Origin of the sequence: uncultured Maribacter sp., from assembly GCF_947496775.1 — a bacterium.
Classification (GTDB): Bacteria; Bacteroidota; Bacteroidia; order Flavobacteriales; family Flavobacteriaceae; genus Maribacter_B.
Genome location: NZ_CANMDU010000002.1, coordinates 24,794 through 50,024, shown reverse-complemented (window position 1 = coordinate 50,024; position 25,231 = coordinate 24,794). Strand labels below are relative to the sequence as shown.

At 34.2% G+C, this 25,231-nt stretch carries 14 protein-coding genes; 9 read left to right on the top strand and 5 right to left on the bottom strand.

What is annotated here, in order from left to right:
• The first annotated feature begins 44 nt into the window (after window positions 1-44).
• A complete protein-coding gene (gene purL / locus Q0856_RS04690) occupies window positions 45-3,722 on the top strand; it encodes a phosphoribosylformylglycinamidine synthase (RefSeq protein WP_298503127.1) in 3,678 nt (1,225 codons plus the stop codon).
• Between the two features lie 65 nt (window positions 3,723-3,787).
• Here purL and Q0856_RS04685 read toward each other — a convergent pair whose 3' ends face one another.
• The 4 genes from Q0856_RS04685 to pflB form a co-directional block, all read right to left on the bottom strand.
• On the bottom strand, window positions 3,788-6,394 hold the full coding sequence (locus tag Q0856_RS04685; protein ID WP_298503126.1) for a T9SS type A sorting domain-containing protein: 2,607 nt from the start codon (window positions 6,392-6,394) through the stop codon (window positions 3,788-3,790).
• 190 nt (window positions 6,395-6,584) lie between these two features.
• Window positions 6,585-8,087 (bottom strand): DUF3360 family protein, encoded by a 1,503-nt coding sequence (locus Q0856_RS04680; protein WP_298503125.1) that lies wholly within the window; start codon window positions 8,085-8,087, stop codon window positions 6,585-6,587.
• 83 nt (window positions 8,088-8,170) lie between these two features.
• The gene (gene pflA, locus Q0856_RS04675) at window positions 8,171-8,893 is read right to left on the bottom strand and encodes a pyruvate formate-lyase-activating protein (protein WP_298503124.1); all 723 of its coding nucleotides are present in this window, start codon (window positions 8,891-8,893) and stop codon (window positions 8,171-8,173) included.
• Window positions 8,894-9,003: 110 nt separating this feature from the next.
• Complete coding sequence (pflB, locus tag Q0856_RS04670) at window positions 9,004-11,229, bottom strand: formate C-acetyltransferase (RefSeq protein WP_298503123.1); 2,226 nt, start codon at window positions 11,227-11,229, stop codon at window positions 9,004-9,006.
• A 344-nt stretch (window positions 11,230-11,573) separates the two neighbouring features.
• Here pflB and Q0856_RS04665 point away from each other — a divergent pair, with 344 nt between their 5' ends.
• The 8 genes from Q0856_RS04665 (at window position 11,574) to Q0856_RS04635 (ending at window position 23,340) form a co-directional block, all read left to right on the top strand.
• Window positions 11,574-13,346: a long-chain fatty acid--CoA ligase gene (locus Q0856_RS04665; RefSeq protein ID WP_298503121.1), complete on the top strand. Its 1,773-nt coding sequence runs from the start codon at window positions 11,574-11,576 to the stop codon at window positions 13,344-13,346.
• Between the two features lie 106 nt (window positions 13,347-13,452).
• The gene (locus Q0856_RS04660; protein ID WP_298476870.1) at window positions 13,453-13,908 is read left to right on the top strand and encodes a MarR family transcriptional regulator; all 456 of its coding nucleotides are present in this window, start codon (window positions 13,453-13,455) and stop codon (window positions 13,906-13,908) included.
• Between the two features lie 10 nt (window positions 13,909-13,918).
• Window positions 13,919-16,324, top strand: coding sequence for a 3-hydroxyacyl-CoA dehydrogenase/enoyl-CoA hydratase family protein (locus Q0856_RS04655; protein WP_298503119.1), 2,406 nt, complete (start codon window positions 13,919-13,921; stop codon window positions 16,322-16,324).
• Window positions 16,325-16,422: 98 nt separating this feature from the next.
• A complete protein-coding gene (locus tag Q0856_RS04650) occupies window positions 16,423-17,613 on the top strand; it encodes an acetyl-CoA C-acyltransferase (protein ID WP_298503117.1) in 1,191 nt (396 codons plus the stop codon).
• Window positions 17,610-17,759 carry a four helix bundle protein gene (locus Q0856_RS18120; RefSeq protein ID WP_366139595.1) on the top strand — a complete coding sequence of 50 codons (150 nt, stop codon included), beginning with the start codon at window positions 17,610-17,612 and terminating at the stop codon, window positions 17,757-17,759. Before Q0856_RS04650 ends, Q0856_RS18120 begins: the two co-directional genes overlap by 4 nt.
• A gap of 142 nt (window positions 17,760-17,901) precedes the next feature.
• The gene (locus Q0856_RS04645) at window positions 17,902-19,707 is read left to right on the top strand and encodes an acyl-CoA dehydrogenase family protein (RefSeq protein WP_298503115.1); all 1,806 of its coding nucleotides are present in this window, start codon (window positions 17,902-17,904) and stop codon (window positions 19,705-19,707) included.
• 290 nt (window positions 19,708-19,997) lie between these two features.
• Window positions 19,998-22,625: a T9SS type A sorting domain-containing protein gene (locus Q0856_RS04640; protein ID WP_298503113.1), complete on the top strand. Its 2,628-nt coding sequence runs from the start codon at window positions 19,998-20,000 to the stop codon at window positions 22,623-22,625.
• A gap of 4 nt (window positions 22,626-22,629) precedes the next feature.
• Window positions 22,630-23,340: a hypothetical protein gene (locus tag Q0856_RS04635; protein WP_298503112.1), complete on the top strand. Its 711-nt coding sequence runs from the start codon at window positions 22,630-22,632 to the stop codon at window positions 23,338-23,340.
• 71 nt (window positions 23,341-23,411) lie between these two features.
• On the opposite strand, the gene Q0856_RS04630 is transcribed toward Q0856_RS04635, so the two are convergent.
• Window positions 23,412-25,211: a glycoside hydrolase family 15 protein gene (locus Q0856_RS04630; RefSeq protein WP_298503111.1), complete on the bottom strand. Its 1,800-nt coding sequence runs from the start codon at window positions 25,209-25,211 to the stop codon at window positions 23,412-23,414.
• Window positions 25,212-25,231 lie beyond the last annotated feature (20 nt).

The following is a 25,231-nucleotide window of genomic DNA, read 5'->3' as shown; positions in this document are numbered from 1 at the left end:
AATGTAAATTTGTGCTTTCTTAAAACTAAACAACAAGAAGCGCAATGATTCATTTTTTCGGGAATGCGACAAACAAAGTTTTTGCAGTACAAACTACCGCTGAACTTTCGGAAGAAACTACAAATAAATTAATATGGTTATTTGGTAACCAACCAAAAATAAACGCGGCGTCTCTAGACGCCTTTTTTATTGGTCCAAGAGCAGCAATGATTACGCCTTGGAGTACTAATGCTACTGAAATAACTCAGAATATGGGAATTACAGGAGTAATTCGTATTGAGGAATTTTATAATGTAGCCGAAGATTTTACAGATTTTGACCCAATGCTTTCTCATAAGTTTGAGAGCTTGAATCAAGAAATGTTTACTATAAATATTAAACCAGAACCAATTCTAGAGATAGAAGATATTGCTGCATATAATGCTCAAGAAGGTCTTGCTCTTAGTGAGGAGGAAGTAACCTATTTAGATAGTGTAGCAAAGAAAATAGGTAGAAAACTAACCGATTCGGAAGTTTTTGGTTTTAGTCAAGTAAACTCAGAACACTGCCGCCATAAAATATTTAATGGTGATTTTGTGATTGATGGCGAACAAATGCCAACTTCTCTTTTTAAATTAATTAAAAAGACATCGCAAGAAAATCATAACGACATTGTTTCTGCTTATAAAGATAATGTTGCCTTTGTAAAAGGCCCAGAAGTAATACAATTTGCACCAAAAACAGCAAATAAGCCAGATTTTTATCAAGAAGAAAAATTCGATTCTGTTATCTCATTAAAAGCAGAAACACACAATTTCCCAACCACAGTAGAACCTTTTAACGGTGCTGCTACGGGTTCAGGCGGTGAAATTAGAGACCGTTTAGCTGGTGGACAAGGTTCATTACCATTAGCAGGAACAGCGGTTTATATGACAGCTTATTCTAGATTAGAAAAAGACAGAAAATGGGAAAATGGATTAGCAGAACGTAAATGGCTATACCAAACTCCAATGGATATTTTAATAAAAGCATCTAACGGAGCATCAGACTTTGGTAATAAATTTGGACAGCCTTTAATTAATGGTTCTGTACTTACGTTTGAACATAAAGAAGAAGAGACTTCTAGTGATAATCCTCGCCGTTTAGGGTTTGATAAAGTTATTATGCAAGCTGGTGGTATTGGTTATGGAAAAGCATCGCAAGCTATAAAAGCAAAACCAGAAGAAGGAGATAAAATTGTTATCCTTGGTGGTGACAATTACCGTATTGGTATGGGTGGCGCAGCTGTTTCTAGTGCAGATACTGGTGAATTTAGTTCTGCCATAGAACTTAATGCCGTACAACGTTCTAATCCAGAAATGCAAAAACGTGCGGCCAATGCAATTCGAGGAATGGTAGAGAGTGATGCCAACCCTATTGTATCTATTCATGATCATGGTGCTGGTGGACATTTAAATTGTTTATCAGAATTGGTAGAAGAAACTGGTGGGAAAATAGATCTAGACAAACTTCCTGTTGGTGACCCTACCCTATCTGCTAAAGAAATTATAGGTAATGAGTCTCAAGAACGTATGGGATTAGTTATTGGTAAAGAAGATACTAGCTTACTTAAAGAGATTGCAGAACGTGAGCGTTCTCCAATGTATGAAGTTGGTGATGTTACTACAGATGACCGTTTTACGTTTGAGTCTAGTACCACAGGGGAAAAACCTATGGATGTAGCTTTATCTGATATTTTTGGAAGCTCTCCTAAAACAGTTTTAACAGATAACACAGTAACTCGTACTTACGATGCACCAGAATATAAATTAGAAAATTTTCATGATTATTTAGAGCAAGTATTACAGTTAGAGGCTGTTGCTTCTAAAGATTGGTTAACAAATAAAGTAGACCGTTGTGTTGGTGGTCGTGTTGCCAAACAACAATGTGCAGGACCATTACAGTTACCACTAAATAACTGTGGTGTTATGGCACTAGATTTTAAAGGAAAAGAAGGTATTGCTACTTCTATTGGGCACTCACCTATTTCTGCTTTAATAGACCCTGCTGCTGGAAGTAAAAATAGTATTACAGAAGCGTTAACAAATATAGTTTGGGCTCCTTTAAAAGACGGATTACAATCTGTTTCCCTATCTGCCAACTGGATGTGGCCTTGTAAAAATAATGGTGAAGATGCACGTTTATACAAAGCTGTTGAAGCGGTGTCTGAGTTTTCTATCGCTTTAGGCATCAACGTACCAACCGGAAAGGATTCGCTTTCTATGAAGCAAAAGTATACCGATGGCGATGTTATTTCTCCAGGTACGGTTATTATTTCTGCTGCTGGTAACTGTAACGATATTACTAAAGTAGTAGAGCCTGTTTTACAAAAAGATGGTGGAGACATATACTACATCAACCTATCACAAGATACCTTTAAACTAGGTGGATCTTCCTTTGCACAAGTATTAAATACCATTGGTAATGAAGCGCCAAATGTAAAAGATGCTGGGTATGTAAAAACGGTATTTAATACGATTCAAACTTTAATTAAAGAAGGACAAGTACTTGCAGGTCATGATGTTGCCTCTGGTGGTTTAATTACCACTTTATTAGAATTATGTTTTGCAGATGTTAATCTAGGAGCCAATTTAGACCTTAGTTCTTTAAACGAACAAGACACTATAAAACTTCTTTTTGCTGAAAACTCTGGTATTGTGTTACAAGCCAAGGATGCATCCATTGAGACTGTTTTAAGTAATGCTAATATCGATTTCAAAAAAATAGGAACGGTTTCTTCTGAAGCTACGCTTACGATTAAAAACGGTGGTATGGAAATGGGCTTAAATGTAAGTTCATTACGAGATACTTGGTTTAAAACATCTTATTTATTAGATGACAAACAAACGGCAAACAACTTAGCAAAAGACCGTTATGACAATTATAAAAACCAAGCATTACAATATACATTCCCTAAGAATTTTACTGGGAAACTAAACCCAAGACCTACAAAACGCCCAAAAGCTGCTATTTTAAGAGAAAAAGGAAGTAATTCTGAGCGCGAAATGGCAAATGCAATGTATTTAGCTGGTTTTGATGTAAAAGATGTACATATGACCGATTTAATTTCTGGTCGTGAAACTCTAGAAGACATTCAATTTTTAGGTGCTGTTGGTGGATTCTCTAATTCGGACGTTTTAGGAAGCGCAAAAGGATGGGCCGGAGCCATAAAATATAATGAAAAAGCAAATGCCGTAATTAAGAATTTCTTTGCAAGACCAGATACACTTTCTGTTGGTATTTGTAACGGTTGTCAATTATTTATGGAGTTAGATTTAATTAACCCAGACCATGAAACACATGGTAGAATGGTACATAATGATTCTAACAAACACGAGAGTAACTTTACATCGGTTAAAATTCAGGAGAACAACTCCATTATGTTATCTTCTTTAGCGGGTAATACTCTAGGCGTTTGGATATCGCATGGAGAAGGTAAATTTAACTTACCATACGGTGAAGACAAATATCAAATTGTTGCAAAATATGGGTATGAAGGTTACCCTTCTAATCCTAATGGAAGCGATTTTAATACGGCAATGATGTGCGATGCTACAGGTCGTCATTTAGTAACTATGCCACACTTTGAGCGTTCTACATTCCCATGGAACTGGGCGCACTACCCTAGTAATAGACAAGATGAAGTTTCACCGTGGTTAGAGGCTTTTGAGAATGCTTATAGTTGGATTATCTCTCATAAATAATAAAAATGGGTTTTAATTCTTTGAAAAAAGAATTAAAACCCATAAATCTATTAACCATTCCGTTTTTATTTAATCACCATTTTTCCACTCCAAGTTTTATCAGAAGTACTACTTAGTTTGTACAAGTAAATCCCGGATGGCAAATTGTTTCTTTGTACTGTTATCTCATTCTGGCCAATAATTGTATTGCCCTTATTTGTTTGTGAGGATAACAAATGCCCTCCTAATGTATATACCTCTAGTGTATATTCTGAAACTTTATCATCATAGAAATATAAAGTAGCTTCAGAAGTTATAGGATTTGGCATTAATACCGATTTCTTAGTATTATTAAGTACAAATTCATATTTCATTTCTTCACTATTAAAATCTAGATTAGAAAGATTTAGCTTTTTGTCTTGTAAACTTCCGTCTTTAGATTTAAGATTAAATGAAATAACTTTTAAACTAGAGAAATTAGTAGTGGCCCCTGTATTATTCTTAAAAACTTCGTCAGGGATAGAAAATTTTGTAACCTCATCTGATAATGACACTTCTGTGGTAAACTCCTCCCCATTTCCTTTTAAAAGTTTAATTTCTAGTTCTCCTGTCCCGGAAGCTTCGAAAGATAAGTTATGGTACTCTGATAAATCTACAGGCAAAAATCTTGGACTAAAGGCTCTGTAAACCCCAATATAATCTTTGGTTGTTCCTTGTAAATTAACATTACGCTCTACTCTATAACCACTTCCTGTATAAGAATCCTGATTCTGACTTACGTTGTAGTTTTGCATAGTTGTTTCCAATCCTGAATCATCTAACCCCCAAGGAGCATCTGCCACAAACAAATCGTCTGGAGTTCCTGCCTTATCCGCACTTATTCTAAAACCAAAATCGAATAAAGAACCTGTATCTACGGAAACAGAATCTATGTACCCATCTAAGTCTGTTTCTAAAGTCATCATATCAGAATCGCTAGTTTCCGTTCGCTTTAAACCTCCTTCTACGTAAATTTCACTAGATCGATTATTATTAACTACTTGCATATTAATTTTGCCATTTCTATAACTGGCAGATTTTACGAATACAGGAGGTGGTGTTGATCCAGTGTAATCTATAATTTCTGTGTTAGCTTCTAATAAGTCTAATATTTCTTCGCCTAAAGAAACTAAATCGTCTATAGAATTAGACCATATTTGAAAGTTGTAATACATGGTATTATCCTTGTAAGCATCTATATTCCAATGCGATTCTATCACAAACTTATCATTCTCGTCTAATCTTGCAGAAAAAGTCAATGCAAACTCAATATTACCATCGTCTTGCTTTATTCTAGACTTAATAAAATCATTCTCTCTAATTTGAATATTAGATACCGACAACAACTCAGCTCCTAGAAAACGGTCGCAAATAAACTTGCTATGTTCATAGACTTTATTCTCTGTTTTAATTACCATTAATGCACTAACAGTTTCTGTATTTTTTAAATAATCTACAGAGTAAATATCCGAGGCATTCGTTAATGCCAATAAATCTGCTGGAGAAGACTCAATAGTACTAGTCTCCCCAATAACATTCAATGGTACTAAAGAATTTAAAGGAATTTGAGAAGGAGAGTATTTTCCACTCTTTTTATAACTAAGACCCTTTTTAATTACTTTAGCCGAAAATTTATCAAATTTATAATTGCTTTTTGCTCTATTATAATTACGCTTACTAATTAAATTTGCTAATCTATCATTACTTTCTAATCCGCCTGAATTTCCTCCTGAAGTGGTCGTAATTACTGGACAAGCGCTAACACCTGAACAAGAAGGATCATCACAATCTACCAAACCATCGCCGTCATCATCTAATCCATTAATACAATCTTCTTGCGGCACTGGTGCTGTTGGACAGCGCGCTCCATCATTCAATGAGCTAGAAGGGCCAAAAGCAAAAATATTAGAAGTCATTGCTCCATTAGCTACAATATTATTTACATTATTAATCTTATATACAGAACCTGTTTGATTTGCTGATATATAAAAATTCCCATCTACATCAAAATAAACTGCTCCATAGGTATAATCAAATCCTGATAGAATAGGTACTTCTCCTAAATCTTCTACATTACCAGTTTCTGCTGTAATTCTATACAGATGATTCGTTTTTTTCTCTACAGTATATAACTTTCCATCTGTAGCGTTAAATGCCCAATCATGAATACTTATACTTTTATTTAATGTGTGTTCACCAACATATTCTAATAAATTATTAGATTCTGGATTTAAATCTATAGAATGGTACGCAGAAGAACCAGAGCGTATATAATAAATTCCGTCAATGCTAATATCCCCAACATATCTATTACCGGTATTCGGTAAATTTGGTATGTTATATATATCCGTAGAAAAGTCATTACCTATACGTACAATAGAAATAGAAGGGGTTGATAAATAGCCCCATAGATAACCATCTGCCGAATTGTATGCAGCTGCATTAATATTTCCCTCGACTATGTCTTCTGCTACCAGATAGGAGCTTCCTGATGCTAAATCTAGAGCATAAATATCGTTTCGTTGAAATAAGTATGCGTTAAAATCGCATTGAAAAGGCTCCGATTGAGCAAAAATAAATGGACTAACAGAAAAAGCAATGAGGAATAAGGTTAGTGCTTTTAAATAAAATTGTTTAATGTAGTTGTGTTTCATTTCTTCTAAGATTTGGGATTCTGTAGATTAAATTCAAATGTAAAAAACAAATAATAAGATTTTTCCTACAATTAGTTGATCGAATGTATATAACTAGATAAAAGTCATTTTATTGTAGACGAATGGAATAATCCGTTCCTAATACCTAACCCCCTCTTTGTTAGATGTCTATTTTAAATAGATGTATGTATTATAAATATGGCAAGATACCATAACTAGATTCTAACATTCCTACAGCAAGCATAGCTACAATACAAATAATTAATATACCCAAAGGAATAACCCATCGATCAACCATGGACAAATTTTTTGGCCGTGTTTTATCACCAATTAACCCATTATTGTCTAAAAACATAGCTAATGCCCATGCCAATACTGGATTTGTTACCATAGCCGCAAAAATGCAAATCCCAGCAGCTTGAGCACATGAACTCTCTTTAACCATTTGAATACCTGCTTCAATCATAGGCAAAAATACCCCAACTAATAATGCTATAGCTCTTACTGGTGGCCACACCGCTACATCCATAGGTGTTCCTAAAATAGCCACTACCATAACCATTATACCCAAAAGAATAGCTCCCCCAGGGATGGGTCTTTTTGCTATAGCCGCAGGTATCATATATGTACCCCAAGAAGATGTAATGTTTCCTCCTCCCACAGCAGTTCCTACCATTTGTCTTATAGAACACATAGTCATGGTATCATCTACATCCATTAGCACTTTTTCAGTTTTTTTAGGATAATTCATTTCCTGAAAAATACGGTGTCCTAAAAAGTCTGGAGACCACATGGCTACCGCTAAAATTGCAAAAGGTAAAGAAGCTATAAAATGTTGTAAATTCGGAAGCCCAAGCATCCAACCTTTATCTGTACTTCCCCACCAATATAAAGGGTTTAGATTTGGCAAACCCATTTCAGTGGTAAACTGAAGATCAAAACTAGCTCCACCAATTAATGCTACAACTAAGGCCGTAATTGCACAGGAAGGAATAGCTAACCAACGCTTTTTAATTCTAGCGAGGTAACTGTACAAAACCACGGTAACGCCTAAAATAGTTAAGCCAAGATACCCCATTGAACCCGCTTCTACAGTTGTTGAGCTAAGTCCCATACTCCATGTCTGGATAGTCTTAATTTGAGTCAAGGCCCCTGAAAATCCCAAAAAAATTAATAATCCGCCAGCAACCCCTTTACTTGTTAAGTTTACCAAACGAGACCCTCCTTTAAAAAGGCTAAGCAAAAGCCCAAAAACACCTATTAATATTGCCAAAGCCAGAGGATGAGCTCCTGCTAAAGCTATACTAGCAATAAGAGGAATCATAGGACCATGGTTTCCTGCTAAATTTGCCCGTGGATTAAAAAATCCAGAAGCCAAAATAACAAACAACAGAGCTGGGATTAGCATCTCTACTCGAGAAACCTCAATGGCAAATTCTTTTCCTAATGTAATATGGTCCCACGCCTCTGTTAATCCATCTGCCCAAGCCATCATTACAGAAGAATACATAGCTATAATACCAAGTGTCCCTGCTAGCGCTGGTACTAAATCTTCCCATTCAAATTTAAAATCTCTTCCTGGAAGGTTTAGTCTATATCTTCTAGGTTTCATTATTTGCAACTCGTGGTCTAAATATTCGGATCGACTAGCAAACTCTGACGCTGGCTTATGCTCTTCTTTATAACTTTTCATCTGTAATTTTATCCCTGTAAATTGACTTTTTTAAAGCTCTTTCCTTCAATGGAAAACTCTAACGTTTTTGTATAAGGGGTATATTAATTAATTTTTACTTCTCTAAAATATTTATCTAAAATTACCGACGCAGCTTCTAGCTCTTCTTTTGTATTTTCTCGTGTATCTTTAAGTTTATAATCCCATCCTAAAGCGTCCCATTTATGTACTCCTAACTTATGGTAAGGCTGTAATTCTATTTTTTCAATGGTTTTATAATTTTTAAAATGCTCTCCTAAGGCGTGTAATAATTCAGGTTTATTTGTAATACCTGGAATTAATACATACCGCAACCACATTTTTTTTCCTGAGTCTTCTCTATATTTAGCCAGACTAAAAGAAATTTCTTTATTTGGTTTTCCTGTTATGAATTGATAGCCATCTTCGGTCATATGCTTAATATCTAGCATAATTAAATCTGCATAATCATCTAATAAATCTTTAGAAAAATGATTCAGTATTCTACCATTAGTATCAATATTTGTATGAATCCCCTCTTCCTTTAATCTTTTAAAAAATGTAATTAACTCTTTGGATTGCAATAAAGGCTCCCCTCCGGAAACAGTAACTCCTCCTTTTTTTCCAAAATATGACTTTAATTTTATGGCCTTTTGTACCAAATCCTCAATAGGATACTCTATACCTCCAGAGGTTTCAATAGAATCTGGGTTATGACAATACAGGCATTTTAACTTGCACCCTTGTAAAAAAACAACCATACGAATTCCTGGACCATCATGAGTTCCGAAAGATTCTATGGAGTGCACTCTTAATATGTTTTCTTTTGTTTTGATTGGAGTAAGTTTTTTTTTAAATAAGCATCCAAAAAAGAAGTATGGATACTCCTCTTTTAGATGCTCTCAAAATATTAATAAAACTACATGGATTCGTGGAAAGAACGTGTAATAACTTCTAATTGCTGTTCTCTTGTTAGCCTAACAAAATTAACAGCATAACCAGAAACACGAATAGTTAATTGAGGGTACTCTTCTGGGTGCTCCATTGCATCCATTAATGTTTCTTTATTTAAAACATTTACATTTACATGCTGCGCATTTCTAGAGAAATAACCATCCAAAATTGTTGCTAAGTTATCTATCCTATCCTCTTCATTAGATCCTAAAGATTTTGGAACAATAGAAAATGTATTAGAAATACCATCTTGAGAATCTTTATACTGAATTTTAGCTACTGAATTTAAGGAAGCTATTGCTCCTTCAGAATCTCTTCCGTGCATTGGATTTGCCCCTGGAGCAAATGGTATTCCACTAGCTCTACCGTCTGGAGTAGCCCCTGTTTTTTTACCATAAGCGACATTAGATGTAATGGTTAATACTGACATTGTTGGTTTTGCATTCTTGTAAACAGATAACTTTTTTAATTCGCTATTAAAATCAGCAACCGCATCAACTGCTAACGTATCTACTCTATCATCGTCATTACCATATTTAGGAAATTCTCCTTCTATTTTAAAATCTACCGTTAAACCTTCTTCATTTCTTATTGGTTTTACTTTTGCATACTTAATTGCAGAAAGTGAATCTGCTACAATAGATAGCCCAGCAATACCATAAGCAATATCAATACTTGGATTTGTATCTATTAAAGCCATTTGAGCTTTTTCATAATAATACTTATCATGCATATAATGAATAATATTCATAGAATCATTATAAACACGTGCTACTTCTTTCATAGCTATTTTATAATTCGCTATTACTTTATCATAATTTAGATACTCGCCATCTAAAGTATCAATACCACTAACCATTAATTTTCCAGTATTCTCACAGCGCCCACCATTAATAGCAAGTAATAGTGTTTTGGCTAAATTAGTTCTTGCTCCAAAAAATTGGATAGATTTGCCTAACTCTTGATACGATACACAACAAGCAATACCATAATCGTCAGAACCGCGATTGGTTCTCATTAAAGTATCATTTTCAAATTGAATAGAAGACGTATCTATGGACACTTTAGCACAATAGTCCTTAAAGCTTTGCGGTAAATTTTCGGACCAAAGAATAGTCATATTTGGCTCCGGCGATGGACCCAAATTGTATAATGTATTTAAAAATCTAAAAGAGGTTTTAGTAACTTTAGTTCTACCATCATCGAACATGCCTCCAATAGCCTCTGTAACCCATGTAGGGTCACCAGCAAATATTTCATCATAGGCGCCCATTCTTAAATGACGAACCATTCTTAACTTCATTACAAACTGGTCAACATATTCTTGCGCCTCTTCTTCGGTAATTATGCCATCATTTAAATCATTTTCAATATAAATATCTAAAAAAGTAGAGACATTGCCTAGAGACATTGCCGCTCCATCTTGTTCTTTTACAGCAGCTAAATAAGCCATATAAGTCCATTGCACAGCTTCTTGCGCATTTTCTGCTGGACGACTTAAATCTAGACCATATTTAGCCCCCAACTCTATCATTTCATTTAGGGACCTTATTTGTTCAGAAACTTCTTCTCTTAAGCGAATAACAGACTCTGTCATTGGGCCTGTTATTTTCTCTAAATCGGCCTGTTTAACTTCTATTAAAAATTTAATTCCGTATAAAGCTACTCGACGATAATCTCCTATTATTCTACCACGAGCATAATTGTCTGGTAAGCCTGTTAAAAAACCTAGTGAGCGAAATTTTTTAATTTCCGAAGTATAAGCATCAAAAACACCATCATTATGTGTTTTTACATACTTAGAGAACAATTCCGTCAGTTCAGCATTAGGTTTCACCCCTTGTTCAGCTAGTGCTTTCTGCACTACTTTAAAACCTCCAAAAGGTTTCATTGTTCTTTTTAATAACTCATCGGTTTGTAACCCTACAATGACTTCGTTTTCTTTATCTATATAACCAGCATTAAATGCACTTACTGTTGAAATTGTTTCTGTATCAACACACCTAACGCCATTGTTTTTTCTTTCTTCTTTAGTGGCTTTTTTACAAACTTCCCAAAGTTTTTTAGTTTTTTCACTAGGACCTACCAAGAATTTATGAGTTCCATGGTAAGGTGTAATGTTACTAATGACAAAATTTCTAACATTGACTTCTTCTGTCCATATTCCGTAATTAAACTGCTTTATTTCCATTATTTAGCTTTATTAATATTATGTAATAATCTATGTATATTTTGATTCAACAAAGGTAAACAAGAGCCATTTTTAGAAACCTGACATTTATCAGTTAACGCAATAAAAATTAAGGATTTAAGTTTCTGCTTTAATGAAAACGTTTGCGGAAATAACATTAAAAAGGAGAGCAACTGTACTACTCTCTTACAGAAACAACCTTCTTAACTATTTAATGAATTTAAAATCTTTATAAAATGTGTTAATTTTCAATAATTACTAAAAAAAAGTATAGAATTTTAACAATCTCATTTTAAAATCCCATTCCCTTTTCTTACTTTGCAATTACTTATCAGAAACTTAGTATGCAAAAAATAACCCGTCTCTTTGACTTCCCTTATTATCAATTAGAAAAATTTAATTTAGAAAAATCCCTCGTTTCTAAACAAAATGGAGAATGGATTTATACTTCAACAAAAGAGTACCTAAGCAAAGCAAACGCTATTAGTAGAGGGCTTTTAAAACTTGGTGTACAACCTAATGATAAAGTTGCAATAATCTCTTTAACTAATAGAACGGAATGGAATATAATGGACGTTGGTGTTTTACAATTGGGAGCACAAAATGTACCTATATACCCAACAATATCCGAAGAAGATTATACCTATGTGCTAAATCATTCGGAAGCGAAGTATTGTTTTGTATCCTGTGACGAGGTATTCAAAAAAGTAAAAGCGGTTAAAAGCAAAACCCCTCATTTAAAAGAAGTATATTCTTTTGATAACTTATCGGATTGTAAAAATTGGAATGAAGTTATAGAATTAGGTGCGGATACTAGTAATCAGGAAGAAGTTGAAAAATTAAAGAATAATGTAAAAGCTGAAGATTTAGCTACGCTTATATATACCTCTGGTACAACTGGTAAACCCAAAGGTGTTATGCTGTCTCATGAAAATGTAGTGAGTAATGCCATAGAAAGCTCCGCAAGATTCCCTATAGAAGATGGAAAAACTAGATCCTTAAGCTTTTTACCTTTATGCCATATCTACGAACGTATGTTAATTTATTTATACCAATATAGAGGTGTATCTATTTACTATGCGGAAGCTATGGATAAGATTAGTGACAATCTTAAAGAAGTACAACCACATGTAATGACTGCTGTTCCTAGACTTTTAGAAAAGGTCTATGATAGTATTATTGCTAAAGGTGCTGCCTTAAAAGGAATTAAAAAAATGATTTTCTTTTGGGCTGTAGAGGTTGGGTTAAAATATGAACCTTACGGACAGAATGGTTGGTGGTACGAGAAAAAACTCGCCCTTGCCCGTAAATTAATTTTTAGCAAATGGAAAGAAGCCCTAGGAGGCCATTTAAATCTTATTGCTTCTGGTAGCGCTGCACTACAACCTAGATTAGCAAGAATTTACAATGCCGCTGAATTTGGAGTTATGGAAGGTTACGGACTTACGGAAACATCTCCTGTAATTTCTGTAAATGATATGCGAAAAAATGGATTCAAAATTACCAGCGTTGGTAAATTAATTGGTCGTACAGAAGTTAAAATAGCCGATGATGGTGAAATATGCGTAAAGGGACCGCAAGTTATGATGGGGTATTACAAAGATCCTGAAAAAACCGCCACAGTAATTATTGATGGGTATTTTCATACAGGTGACATTGGGGAGATTGATGAAAATGGATTCCTAAAAATTACGGATCGTAAAAAAGAGATGTTTAAAACATCTGGCGGAAAATATGTGGCACCTCAATTATTAGAAAACAGATTCAAGCAATCTAGATTCATTGAACAACTAATGGTAGTTGGTGAAGGTGAAAAAATGCCCGCTGCTTTAATTCAGCCAAATTTCGAATTCATTCGAGAATGGGCAAAATTACACCACTTAGCATTGGAGAGTAATGAAGAAATTATTTCGAATCAAAAACTTATAGACCGTATTCAAGAAGAAATTGATTTAGCAAACGAAGACTTTGCAAAATGGGAGAAAGTAAAACAATTTAGACTAACCCCTGATGTTTGGAGTATTGAAGAAGGACATGTAACCCCTACCCTTAAACTTAAAAGAAAAATAATAAAAGAAAAGTATAAAGCCCTGTACAATGATATTTATGGGCATTAATTTATTGTAATACAACAACCTAATACACATTTACATCTATTTTTTTGAAAATTTATTATGCATGCATAATAAATTTTCTTTATATTTGGTTTCCTATACAATTTATATGAAGGAAATAACCATAGATTATGCACTACGTGCCACTTGGCAAGCTGTGACCAAAATGTACAATGAAGAGGCTAAAGAATTTGGCACTACTATGGCAGTCGGTTTTACTCTTTTAAGTATAGATCCAAAAACAGGAACTCCCTCTACTGCTCTAGGCCCTAAAATGGGTATGGAAGCGACAAGTCTTTCTAGAATACTAAAAAGTATGGAAGAAAAAGGACTAATTAAACGTAAACCTAATCCAAACGACGGAAGAGGTGTTTTAATACATTTAACTGATTTTGGTCTGGAAAAAAGAGAAGATTCTAAAAGTGTGGTTTTACGTTTCAATGAAGCCGTTAAAAATAATGTTACCGAAGAACAATTAAAAAACTTTTTTGAAGTAACCGAAACTATTAACAAGCTTATAGCAGACAAAAAAGTCTACACAAAAGATAATAACATTAATAAATAATAGTAATTTAATGAACAAGCATATTAATAAAGTTGCCGTCATTGGTTCTGGTATAATGGGAAGCGGAATAGCATGCCATTTTGCCAATATTGGAGTAGAAGTTTTGTTATTAGATATTGTTCCTAGAGAACTAAATGATAAAGAAAAAGCAAAAGGGCTTACTTTAGAAGACAAAGTAGTAAGAAACCGTTTGGTAAATAACTCGCTTACTGCATCATTAAAATCGAAACCTTCACCTATATATAATCAGAAATTTGCTAGTAGAATTACTACTGGTAACTTAGAAGATGATATTGCTAAAATTGCTAAGGTAGATTGGATTATAGAAGTTGTTGTTGAACGCTTAGATATTAAAAAAATGGTTTTCGAGAATATCGAAAAGCATAGAACCCCCGGAACCTTAATATCTTCAAATACTTCAGGTATTCCAATTAAGTTTATGAGTGAAGGGCGTAGTGATGATTTTCAAAAACATTTCTGCGGAACTCACTTTTTTAATCCTGCTCGTTACTTAAAATTATTTGAAATAATTCCAGGACCTAAAACTTCCCCAGAGGTATTAGAATTCTTAAATAGTTATGGCGAACAGTTTTTAGGAAAAACATCTGTAATAGCAAAAGACACTCCAGCATTCATTGGTAACCGTATTGGTATTTTTAGTATCCAAAGTTTATTCCACTCTGTTAAAGATATGGGAATGACTGTAGAAGAGGTAGATAAATTAACTGGTCCTGTAATAGGAAGACCAAAATCTGCCACTTTTAGAACTGTAGATGTTGTTGGTTTAGATACACTTGTTCACGTTGCTAATGGTATACACGAAAATTGTAAAGAAGATGAACGCTTAGATTTATTTAAACTTCCAGATTTCATCGATACTATGATGGAAAACAAATGGTTAGGGAGCAAATCTGGTCAAGGCTTTTACAAAAAAGTAAAAGGAGATAATGGGAAAAGTGAAATTTTGACTTTAGACTTAGATACGATGGATTATCGTGCTAAAAAAAGAGCAAAATTCGCTACACTTGAGCTTACTAAAACTATTGACAAAGTAGTAGACAGATTTTCTGTTCTTACTGCAGGAAAAGATAAAGCTGGTGAGTTTTACCGTAAAAGTTTTGGAGCCTTATTTGCTTATGTATCGCATAGAATTCCAGAAATTACTGATGAGCTTTACAAGATTGATGATGCTATGAAAGCTGGTTTTGGTTGGGAACATGGTCCTTTCCAAATCTGGGATGCCGTTGGTTTGGATAAGGGAATAGAATTTGCTAAAACAGAAGGCTTAGAAGTTGCTTCTTGGGTAACAGATATGAAATCTGTAGGAATATCCAATTTTTATTCCGTTACCGATGGCGCTACTTTTTTCTATGATATTCCATCGAAATCTATGAAAAAAGTTCCTGGGCAAGATGCTTTTATCCTATTAGATAATATTAGAAAAACTAAAGAAGTATTTAAAAATAGTGGTGTTGTAATTGAAGATTTAGGAGATGGTATTCTAAATGTAGAATTCCAATCTAAAATGAACACCATTGGTGGTGATGTTTTAGCCGGACTTAATAAAGGTATAGATTTAGCCGAAAAAGATTTTCAAGGTTTAGTAGTTGGTAACCAAGCCGCAAATTTCTCTGTTGGAGCCAATATTGGAATGATTTTCATGATGGCGGTAGAGCAAGAGTATGATGAGCTAAATATGGCTATTAAAATGTTTCAAGATACTATGATGCGTATGCGCTACTCCTCTATCCCAACTATATCTGCTCCTCATGGTATGACACTTGGTGGTGGTTGCGAACTTTCACTTCATGCAGACAAAGTTGTTGCCGCAGCAGAAACGTACATTGGACTAGTAGAATTTGGTGTTGGCGTTATTCCTGGTGGTGGTGGTTCTAAAGAATTTGCAGTTAGAGCTTCTGATTTATTTAGTAAAGGAGATGTAGAACTTAACGTTCTTCAAGAGTATTTTTTAACTATTGGTATGGCAAAAGTATCTACCTCAGCTTATGAAGCGTATGATTTAGGTATTCTTGAAAAAGGAAAAGATATTGTTGTAGTAAACAAAGACCGCCAAATAGCAACTGCTAAGGCTCATGCTAAACTAATGGCAGAATCTGGTTACACAAGGCCAGTAAAGCGTAAAGACATAAAAGTTTTAGGAAAACAAGCTCTTGGGATGTTCTTAGTAGGAACAGACTCCATGGAAGCTAGTCACTATATCAGTGAACACGACAAGAAAATTGCTAATAAGTTAGCTTATGTAATGGCTGGTGGAGATTTATCGGAACCTACTAGAGTAAACGAACAGTATTTATTAGACTTAGAAAGAGAAGCTTTCTTATCTCTATGTACCGAACGTAAAACTTTAGAGCGTATACAACATATGTTAAAGACAGGAAAACCTCTACGTAATTAAAATTATGAAGCTATTTGCCATTAGCTATTAGCTGTTGGCACATTTTAAAAAACAACATATTGCTAATAGCCAAAAGCTAGTAGCCAAAAGCAAAAAAAATGAAACAAGCATATATAGTTAAAGCATATAGAACCGCAGTAGGTAAAGCTCCTAAAGGTGTGTTCCGTTTTAAAAGAACAGATGAGCTAGCAGCAGAAACCATTGAGTACATGATGAAGGAGTTGCCAGGTTTTGATAAAAAACGTATTGATGATGTTATTGTTGGAAATGCAATGCCAGAAGGTTCTCAGGGGCTAAACATGGCAAGACTTATTTCTTTAATGGGTTTAGATATTGTAGATGTTCCAGGAGTAACAGTGAATCGTTTTTGTTCTTCAGGAATAGAAACCATTGGTATTGCGACGGCAAAAATCCAAGCTGGCATGGCAGATTGTATTATTGCTGGTGGTGCAGAAAGCATGAGTTCTGTTCCTATGACAGGTAATAAACCAGAACTAAATTACGATTTAGTAAAAGCTGGTCATGAAGATTATTATTGGGGAATGGGAAACACTGCTGAGGCTGTAGCAAATCAATTTAATGTTTCTCGTGAAGACCAAGATGAATTTGCCTACAATTCGCACATGAAAGCGCTAAAAGCGCAAGCCGAAGACCGTTTCCAAGACCAAATTGTTCCTATTGATGTAGAACAAATTTATATTGATGCAAACGGAAAAAAAGCGTCCAAAAAATACACTGTAACAAAAGATGAAGGCCCTAGAAAAGGAACTTCTAAAGAAGTTTTAGGAAAGCTAAGAGCTGTTTTTGCTGCTGGTGGTAGTGTTACCGCAGGTAACTCTTCACAAATGAGTGATGGTGCTGCCTTTGTAATGGTAATGAGTGAAGATATGGTGAAAGAACTAAACCTAGAGCCTATTGCTCGTTTAGTAAACTATGCAGCTGCTGGTGTAGAGCCGCGCATTATGGGAATTGGTCCTGTAAAAGCTATTCCAAAAGCACTAAAACAAGCAGGTTTAAAACAAGAAGATATTGAGCTAATTGAGCTTAACGAAGCCTTTGCTTCACAATCCCTAGCTGTAATGCGAGAGTTAAACCTTAACCAAGATATTGTAAATGTTAATGGTGGCGCAATTGCCTTAGGGCATCCGCTTGGTTGTACAGGTGCTAAACTATCAGTGCAGTTGTTTGATGAAATGCGTAAACGTAACATGCAAGGAAAATATGGGATGGTTACCATGTGCGTTGGAACAGGACAAGGCGCTGCAGGAATTTTTGAGTTTTTAAAATAGGACGAAAATTTAGTAGACAATCAGTTTCTTTACCTTCTAATGTTTCTGACGGTACTAGCAAAAGTTCTGATAAACATTTTACTAATTATTTAGAACATAGTTTAGGCTTTGCCTTTGAAAGGGAAGTACAATTAAAAGTTACTTAAAATAAAAAGCATCTACCTAAAGAAAAGTTCATTGCATTAGAACAAAGAATAAAAGGAAAACAAAAAAATGATATTGAGTTTCAAATCTAGATCACAATAAAATCTTAATTCTTGACTCTTTAATCTAAAAATCTAAATAAAAATGGCAACAGAAGAAAAAGACATACTAAGAGGAGGACAGTTCCTTGTTAAAGAAACACATTGCGATGATATTTTTACGCTTGAGGATTTAACCGAAGAGCATAAAATGATGCGCGATAGTACCAAAGAATTTGTTGATAGAGAACTTTGGGCACATTGGGAGCGTTTTGAGAAAAAAGACTATGCCTATACCGAAGAAACTATGCGTAAAGCTGGAGAACTTGGTCTATTAAGTATTGCTGTACCACAAGCCTATGGCGGAATGGGAATGGGTTTTGTTTCTACTATGTTAGTTTGTGATTATATTTCTGGAGCTACAGGTTCTTTTAGTACTGCTTTTGGAGCACATACAGGAATTGGTACTATGCCTATTACCCTTTATGGTACTGAGGAACAAAAACAAAAGTATGTTCCAAAATTAGCTTCTGGTGAATGGTTTGGAGCATATTGTTTAACAGAGCCTGGTGCAGGTTCTGATGCTAACTCAGGAAAAACAAAAGCAGTTTTATCTGAAGACGGCAAACATTATAGTATTTCTGGTCAAAAAATGTGGATATCTAATGCAGGTTTTTGTAGCGTATTTATTGTTTTTGCAAGAATAGAAGATGATAAAAATATTACTGGCTTTATTGTAGAAAACGACCCTAGTAATGGAATTACGTTAGGAGACGAAGAGAAGAAATTAGGAATACACTCCTCCTCTACTCGTCAGGTATTTTTTAGTGATACTAAAGTTCCTGTAGAAAATATGCTTTCTGCCAGAGGAAACGGATTTAAAATAGCAATGAATGCTCTTAATGTTGGGCGTATTAAATTAGCTGCTGCTTGTTTAGATGCACAACGAAGAGTAATTAGTGAAGCTACCAAATACGCTAACGAGCGTATGCAATTTAAAACACCAATTATAAACTTTGGTGCTATAAAAGCTAAAATAGCAAATATGGCTACTAATTGCTATGCAGGAGAATCTGCTAGTTATAGAGCGGCTAAGAATATAGAAGACAGAATTGCTTTAAGAGAAGCTGCTGGTAACTCGCACCAAGAAGCAGAACTTAAAGGTGTTGAAGAATATGCTATAGAATGTTCTATTCTTAAAGTAGCGGTTTCTGAAGATGTACAAAATTGTACCGACGAAGGAATTCAGATATTTGGCGGAATGGGATTCTCAGCGGATACTCCAATGGAATCCGCTTGGAGAGATGCCAGAATAGCGCGTATTTATGAAGGTACAAATGAAATTAACAGAATGCTTGCTGTTGGCATGTTAGTTAAAAAGGCGATGAAAGGTCATGTAGACTTATTAGGTCCTGCAACTGCGGTTGGTGAAGAGTTAATGGGAATTCCTTCTTTTGACACTCCTGATTTTTCGGAACTTTTTGCTGAAGAAAAAGATATCGTAAAAAGATTGAAAAAGGTCTTTTTAATGGTTGCTGGTTCCGCTGTACAAAAATATGGACCAGAGTTAGAAAATCGTCAACAATTAATGCTATCCGCTTCTGATATATTAATTGAAATTTACATGGCAGAATCTACCATATTAAGAACAGAAAAAAATGCAAAACGTTTTGGTGAAGATGCACAAGCTACCCAAATAGCAATGTCTAAATTATATTTATACACCGCTGTAGATACAATTGTTCAAAAAGGAAAAGAAGCTATTGTTTCTTTTGCGGAAGGAGATGAACAACGTATGATGCTAATGGGACTTAAACGTTTTACAAAATATACAAATCAACCTAACGTAGTAGCTTTACGCACACAAATTGCTACTAAAGTAGCTGCCGATAATGGTTATACCTTTGACTAATTCAAATAAGAAACAACTGTTTTTCTTATAGAAGGAAAAACCGCTCCAAATTGGAGCGGTTTTTTTGTTTTAAAGGCACTCTTATCTTTCCACTAATTTTTATCTTTAGATATTGTGTTAATTTCTATCATTAGTATAGAATCGTTAAAAAATTAAAAAGAGATGCAGACAGCGATTTATCTATAGTACCATCCAAAAATGCAAAAAAGACTATTTGATGCCTAAAACAAATAATATGATACCTTCTTTAAATAAAGATTAAAATAATTTAGTGCTATAAAATTTATAACATGAATACATTTATAAAATTAACTGCCTTATTCTTATGCTTTTCGGCTTATTCAAAAGATATTTATGTGTCAAAAGATGGCAATGATTCCAATTCTGGCACCATAGAATCTCCTTACTTAACAATATCAAAAGCGGCAAGTGAAGCGGTTGCAGGTGATAATGTATTTATAAGAGAAGGTACCTATGAAGAGACCTTATTGCCCGCAAACTCCGGAGAAAATGGAAACCCTATTACTTTTCAGGCCTATCAAAATGAAAAAGTCATTATCACAGCAATGCAAATTTTAAACGATTGGATAGAAGAAGGTGGCGGAATATATAAAACAACCGTGGACTGGGATTTAAAACAAAGAAACTTTGTAATGAACGGAACAGAAGCTTTAGACTTGGCACGTTGGCCAAATAATACCGATGGAGACAGGTTTACATTAAACTCTTTACGAAATGACGGTGGAAGCCAAGACGAAGTTTCTACAAATGCATATTTAACTGATAGTGACATTCCAAACTGGGACTGGGCAAAAGATGGCTCTCTTGTATTTTATGGGGATAGACCAGGTTCTGGTTGGACAACTTGGAGAGCATGGATTAAAAGTAGCGCAAATGGAAGAATAAACTTTGATGCCGTAAAAAATCAATCTTGGATTATATCTGCTCATCCTCCCGGAGATTTAGGAGATTATTATTTAGAAGGGATAAAAGAGGCATTAGATTATCAAAACGAATGGTACTTTGATACTGCTACTAAAGAATTATTTATTCAACTTCCCAATGGAGTTGCCCCCCATAATAATGAAGTAAAAATGGCAAGAAGGGAAAGAACAATAGATTTATCCAATAAAAATTATATTTATATTAAAAACTTAGCTGTATTTGGAGGTACTATAGAAATTTCGGGAACTGGTAATAATTTAAATGGTATCTCCAGTTTTTATGGGAGTATGACAAGAGGTATAAATCCAAATTTTAATTCTGGTGTAAATGCTATTAATGTAGCTTGGAATTCTGTAGATACTTCAATTGAACAATGTGAAGTTGGTTTTGGTGATGGAACAGGTATTTGGGATTCTGGATTAGGTACAACTATAAAAAATTGTTACGTACATAATTTTGATTTTTTAGGTTCCTATGATGCTCCCTTAATGGTAAGAGGTAGAGACAATGCCAAAGTTTTAAATAATACTGTGACAAGAGGTGGTAGAGATGCTTTACAAATAATATCCCAAGGCTCTGAAGTAGCATGGAATGATTTCTCTCATAGTAACTTAATTGCTGATGATTGCGCTTTGTTATACACTATCGGGGAGAATTTAAACATGGATATACACCATAATTGGTTTCATGACGCGCAAAGTCGAGGTAATTTAAAAAAGGCAGCCGGAATTTATTTAGACAATAGTGCTGGTGATGTTCGTGTTTCGAGAAATGTAGTATGGAATGTAGAATGGACGGCTATACAAATAAATTGGAACGGAAAGAATTTAGATATTTTCAATAACACCCTAGTTAAGGCAGAAGGAGGAACAATGGGTGCTTGGCATAAAGAAGGTACTGAGTTTACTAACGTAAAAGTATGGAATAATGTTACCGATAAATTTGCGGTTAATAGTCAAGGAAACCAAGAAACAGAAGCAACTTGGGAACCACAATCCGACAAACAAAACAATTTAGTTAGTAATCTACTATTTAGCGATTTCGAAAACAACGATTTTACATTAAAAGAAAATTCAGAAGCCATAGATTTTGGAAAAGAAATTCCGGGTTACACCGATAATTTTATTGGGGCCAATCCAGATGCTGGCGCATACGAATTTGGAGAACCTGCATGGAAACCCGGTGTCGATTGGAATATAAACCAAGGCCCCACAAACAAATGTTACGGTCTGCCTGGTGAAGGGTGCGTTAGAAATATAATTGCAAATGATAATTTTAAAGTCCTAATTACAGGAGAAACATGTAGTAAAAATAATGATGGTAGTATTCTAATAACGGCTACAAAAAATTTAAACTATGTAGCTACCATTACTGGAGATACACCACTATCGCAAAATTTTACCAACTCTACTTCCTTTGAAAATTTAAAAGCAGGAAATTATGAAGTCTGCCTAACAGTGGATTCTAATCCAGATTTTAGACAGTGTTTTAATCTGGTAGTTGATGAACCAGACGCTTTCGAATTCAATGCAAAAGTATCTCCCAACAACAAACAGGTTAACCTAGAACTTCAAGGCGGAGAACTTTTTAGAATTAATTTAAACGATGTAATTACCGTAACTGACGAAAAAAATATAACTCTAAATCTTAAGAATGGCGAGAATAATTTAGTTATAAAAACCGATAAAGACTGCCAAGGAATTCACGAACAAAAGATTTTTATAAGAGAAAATAATTTCACTATCTATCCCAATCCTATAGAAGATTTATTGAATATTGAAACTAATATTGAATCCGAAAAAATAAATGTTTCCATATACAATCTTTCGGGAAAATTAATGCTAAATAAAAGTTTTGCAAAAAATAGTTCCGCGCCAATTTCCTTAAACATATCTAACCTTTCGGCTGGTATGTATTTAGTAAAATACAACTACAATGGGGAGAGTAAAATAGTGAACCTGATTAAAAAATAAGAAGATGAAAAAAATAGCAGTTATTGGCATAGGATTGTTCAGTATACTAATAATAATGAGTTGCGGAGGCAGCAAAAATGAAACTAATGAAGCTGAATCAGCTATTAAACCACCAGAATCTTCTGTTTTAATATTTCCTTTTAAGGATGAAATTTGCACTACTGGAGAATTTATATCGGATACTGAGAGCGACGTAGAGTTTGAATGGAATTCCTCAGAAAACACAGATTCTTATGAGGTTATCCTAAAAGATTTAAGTACAAATAATGAAGCAACTATTGCCACTAGTAATACAAAAATTAAAATAACTCTAAAGCAGAATAATCCGTATACTTGGAAAGTAATCTCTAAATCTAATAAAACCAATGATAATGCTATTAGCGAGGAGTGGCGCTTATATAATGCTTCTCAAGGAATAAAAAACTATGCCCCTTTCCCTGCTACATTAGTACACCCAGAAGATGAAAATACTATTATTGGTAAAAGCACAAATTTAGAATGGCAAGGAATGGATGTTGACGGATTTGAAGATATAGAATTATATGATATTCTTTTAGGGACTGAAAATCCTCCAACAACACTTTTGAATACCACTACCGAATCAGAAATCGCTAGCGGCACCTTAAACTCAGGAACCTATTATTGGCGTATTACAACTACCGATAAATCTGGAAATAAAACAACATCGCAAATAAATAGTTTTATAGTAGACTAAAATATCTAATAAACAAAAGAGATTCTTTTAAAATTAAAGAATCTCTTTTTCAAAATTTAACAGAATTAAAATTAACTTATTTTTTCTAAAATCTTTTGCTCATCATTTTTCTTAGAAAAAAGAATAGCACACTCTATCATTGCTAAATGCGAGTATGCTTGCGGGAAATTCCCTAATAATCTTTTTGTTTTAAAGTCTATATCTTCACTAAACAACCCAAGATGATTACTGTATCCAAGTAATTTATTAAATAGTGCTAGGGCTTTCTCCTCCTCGCCTATTTTAAACAAACTATTTATAAACCAAAAAGTACATATAGTAAAAGAAGAAGATGGTAATCCAAAATCGTCTTCATTTTTGTATCTATATAATAAACCATCATTACTAAGTTCCTTTTCTATAGCTTTTACAGTACTTACAAATTTAGGATCCTTAGCTTCTATAAAACCATAAGATTCCATCAATAAAACACTGGCATCTAAATCATTAGACCCATAAGACTGTACAAAAGATTCTACTTTAGGATTCCATGCATTTGTATGTATATCTTCTCTTATCTCTTTTTCTAAAAGTTTCCAATCTTCAATTTTATGTGTTTTCCCTAAAATACTAGCAGTCTTTATAGCTCTATCTATAGCAACCCAACAAAGCACCTTAGAAAAGGTAAAATGCCTGTCTTCTGCTCTAAATTCCCAAATACCTTTATCTGCTTCTTTCCAGTGTTTATTTACTATCCAAACAATACCCTTGGTTATTCCCCAAAGCTCTTCACCATTATCTATATCGGTACCAAACTTTACCAACTGCTCATAAATTACATCCATTAGAATGCCATAAATATCATTTTGTGTTTGTTTGTATGCAGCATTACCGATACGCACAGGCTTGGAACCTTTATAACCATCTAAATGATCTAAAGTTTCTTCTGTTAACTTTTTTTGCTTATTAATACCGTACATAATTTGAAGATTCTCATCTTTATCTGGCATTAAATCAATAATAAACTGGAGGTATCTTTTTGCTGAATTTTTATGACCCAATTCAGAAACTACTTTTATTACCATAGAGGCATCTCTAATCCAACAAAAGCGATAATCCCAGTTCCTAACCTCACCAATAGTTTCTGGTAAAGAGGTAGTTACTGCTGCAAGTACAGCTCCTGTTTTATCATATGTTAACATTTTCAATGTCAATGCACTACGTATAATTTGCGCATTAAACTTACTATAGGTAGGAGTGCGATCTACCCAATTTAACCAATAAATCTTTGTTCGTTCTAGCTCTAAGTAAACCTTATGCAAATCTGGAACAAATAATTTCTCATGGTAAGAAAACAAGAAATAACCATCTCTATTAAGCAACATTTCTTCTCCACTTAGGACTTTTTCCTTATCAAAAGAAGTATATAAGAACATTGTATCAAACTGTTCTTGGTTGGTTAAACTAACGATAAAGTTTTCTTTTATATAGGAATTTGTTATTCCTTTAGCATATTCTAATTTTGGATTATACTTTACTGAAAAAGTAGGCCTTCCAAACTTATGTTTTAAATATCGAATAACTTCTGGCGGTGCGTGGTAGTCCTCTTTATTTTTATAATATCTAGGCATAAAATCGTGAACCTCAAAAGCATCTTCTCCATTATTATATGTGGTTATTAAAATACAAGTTTGGGGCTCGTAATTTTGTGATATAGCATAAGTTTCATTTACCAAAATTTCAAAACTTCCACCTTTTTCTTCATCCAGTATTTTTGCAAAAACGGAAGACGAATCAAACTCAGGTAAGCAGCACCAATCCAACGAACCTGTGTTAGAAATTATAGCTGCACTTCTGCAATTTCCAATTATTCCGTAATTTAAGTTGTCCATAATTTCTTATTAAAGTAATT

Bases quoted from the DNA above. Each gene is read 5' to 3' on its own strand.
- Q0856_RS04650 (WP_298503117.1), top strand. From the start codon at position 16,423: ATGAAACAAGCATATATAGTTAAAGCATATAGAACCGCAGTAGGTAAA.
- Q0856_RS04685 (WP_298503126.1), bottom strand. From the start codon at position 6,394: ATGAAACACAACTACATTAAACAATTTTATTTAAAAGCACTAACCTTA.
- Q0856_RS04655 (WP_298503119.1), top strand. From the start codon at position 13,919: ATGAACAAGCATATTAATAAAGTTGCCGTCATTGGTTCTGGTATAATG.
- Q0856_RS04665 (WP_298503121.1), top strand. From the start codon at position 11,574: ATGCAAAAAATAACCCGTCTCTTTGACTTCCCTTATTATCAATTAGAA.
- purL (WP_298503127.1), top strand. From the start codon at position 45: ATGATTCATTTTTTCGGGAATGCGACAAACAAAGTTTTTGCAGTACAA.
- Q0856_RS04630 (WP_298503111.1), bottom strand. From the start codon at position 25,211: ATGGACAACTTAAATTACGGAATAATTGGAAATTGCAGAAGTGCAGCT.
- Q0856_RS04680 (WP_298503125.1), bottom strand. From the start codon at position 8,087: ATGAAAAGTTATAAAGAAGAGCATAAGCCAGCGTCAGAGTTTGCTAGT.
- Q0856_RS04660 (WP_298476870.1), top strand. From the start codon at position 13,453: ATGAAGGAAATAACCATAGATTATGCACTACGTGCCACTTGGCAAGCT.
- pflB (WP_298503123.1), bottom strand. From the start codon at position 11,229: ATGGAAATAAAGCAGTTTAATTACGGAATATGGACAGAAGAAGTCAAT.
- Q0856_RS04640 (WP_298503113.1), top strand. From the start codon at position 19,998: ATGAATACATTTATAAAATTAACTGCCTTATTCTTATGCTTTTCGGCT.
- Q0856_RS04635 (WP_298503112.1), top strand. From the start codon at position 22,630: ATGAAAAAAATAGCAGTTATTGGCATAGGATTGTTCAGTATACTAATA.
- Q0856_RS04645 (WP_298503115.1), top strand. From the start codon at position 17,902: ATGGCAACAGAAGAAAAAGACATACTAAGAGGAGGACAGTTCCTTGTT.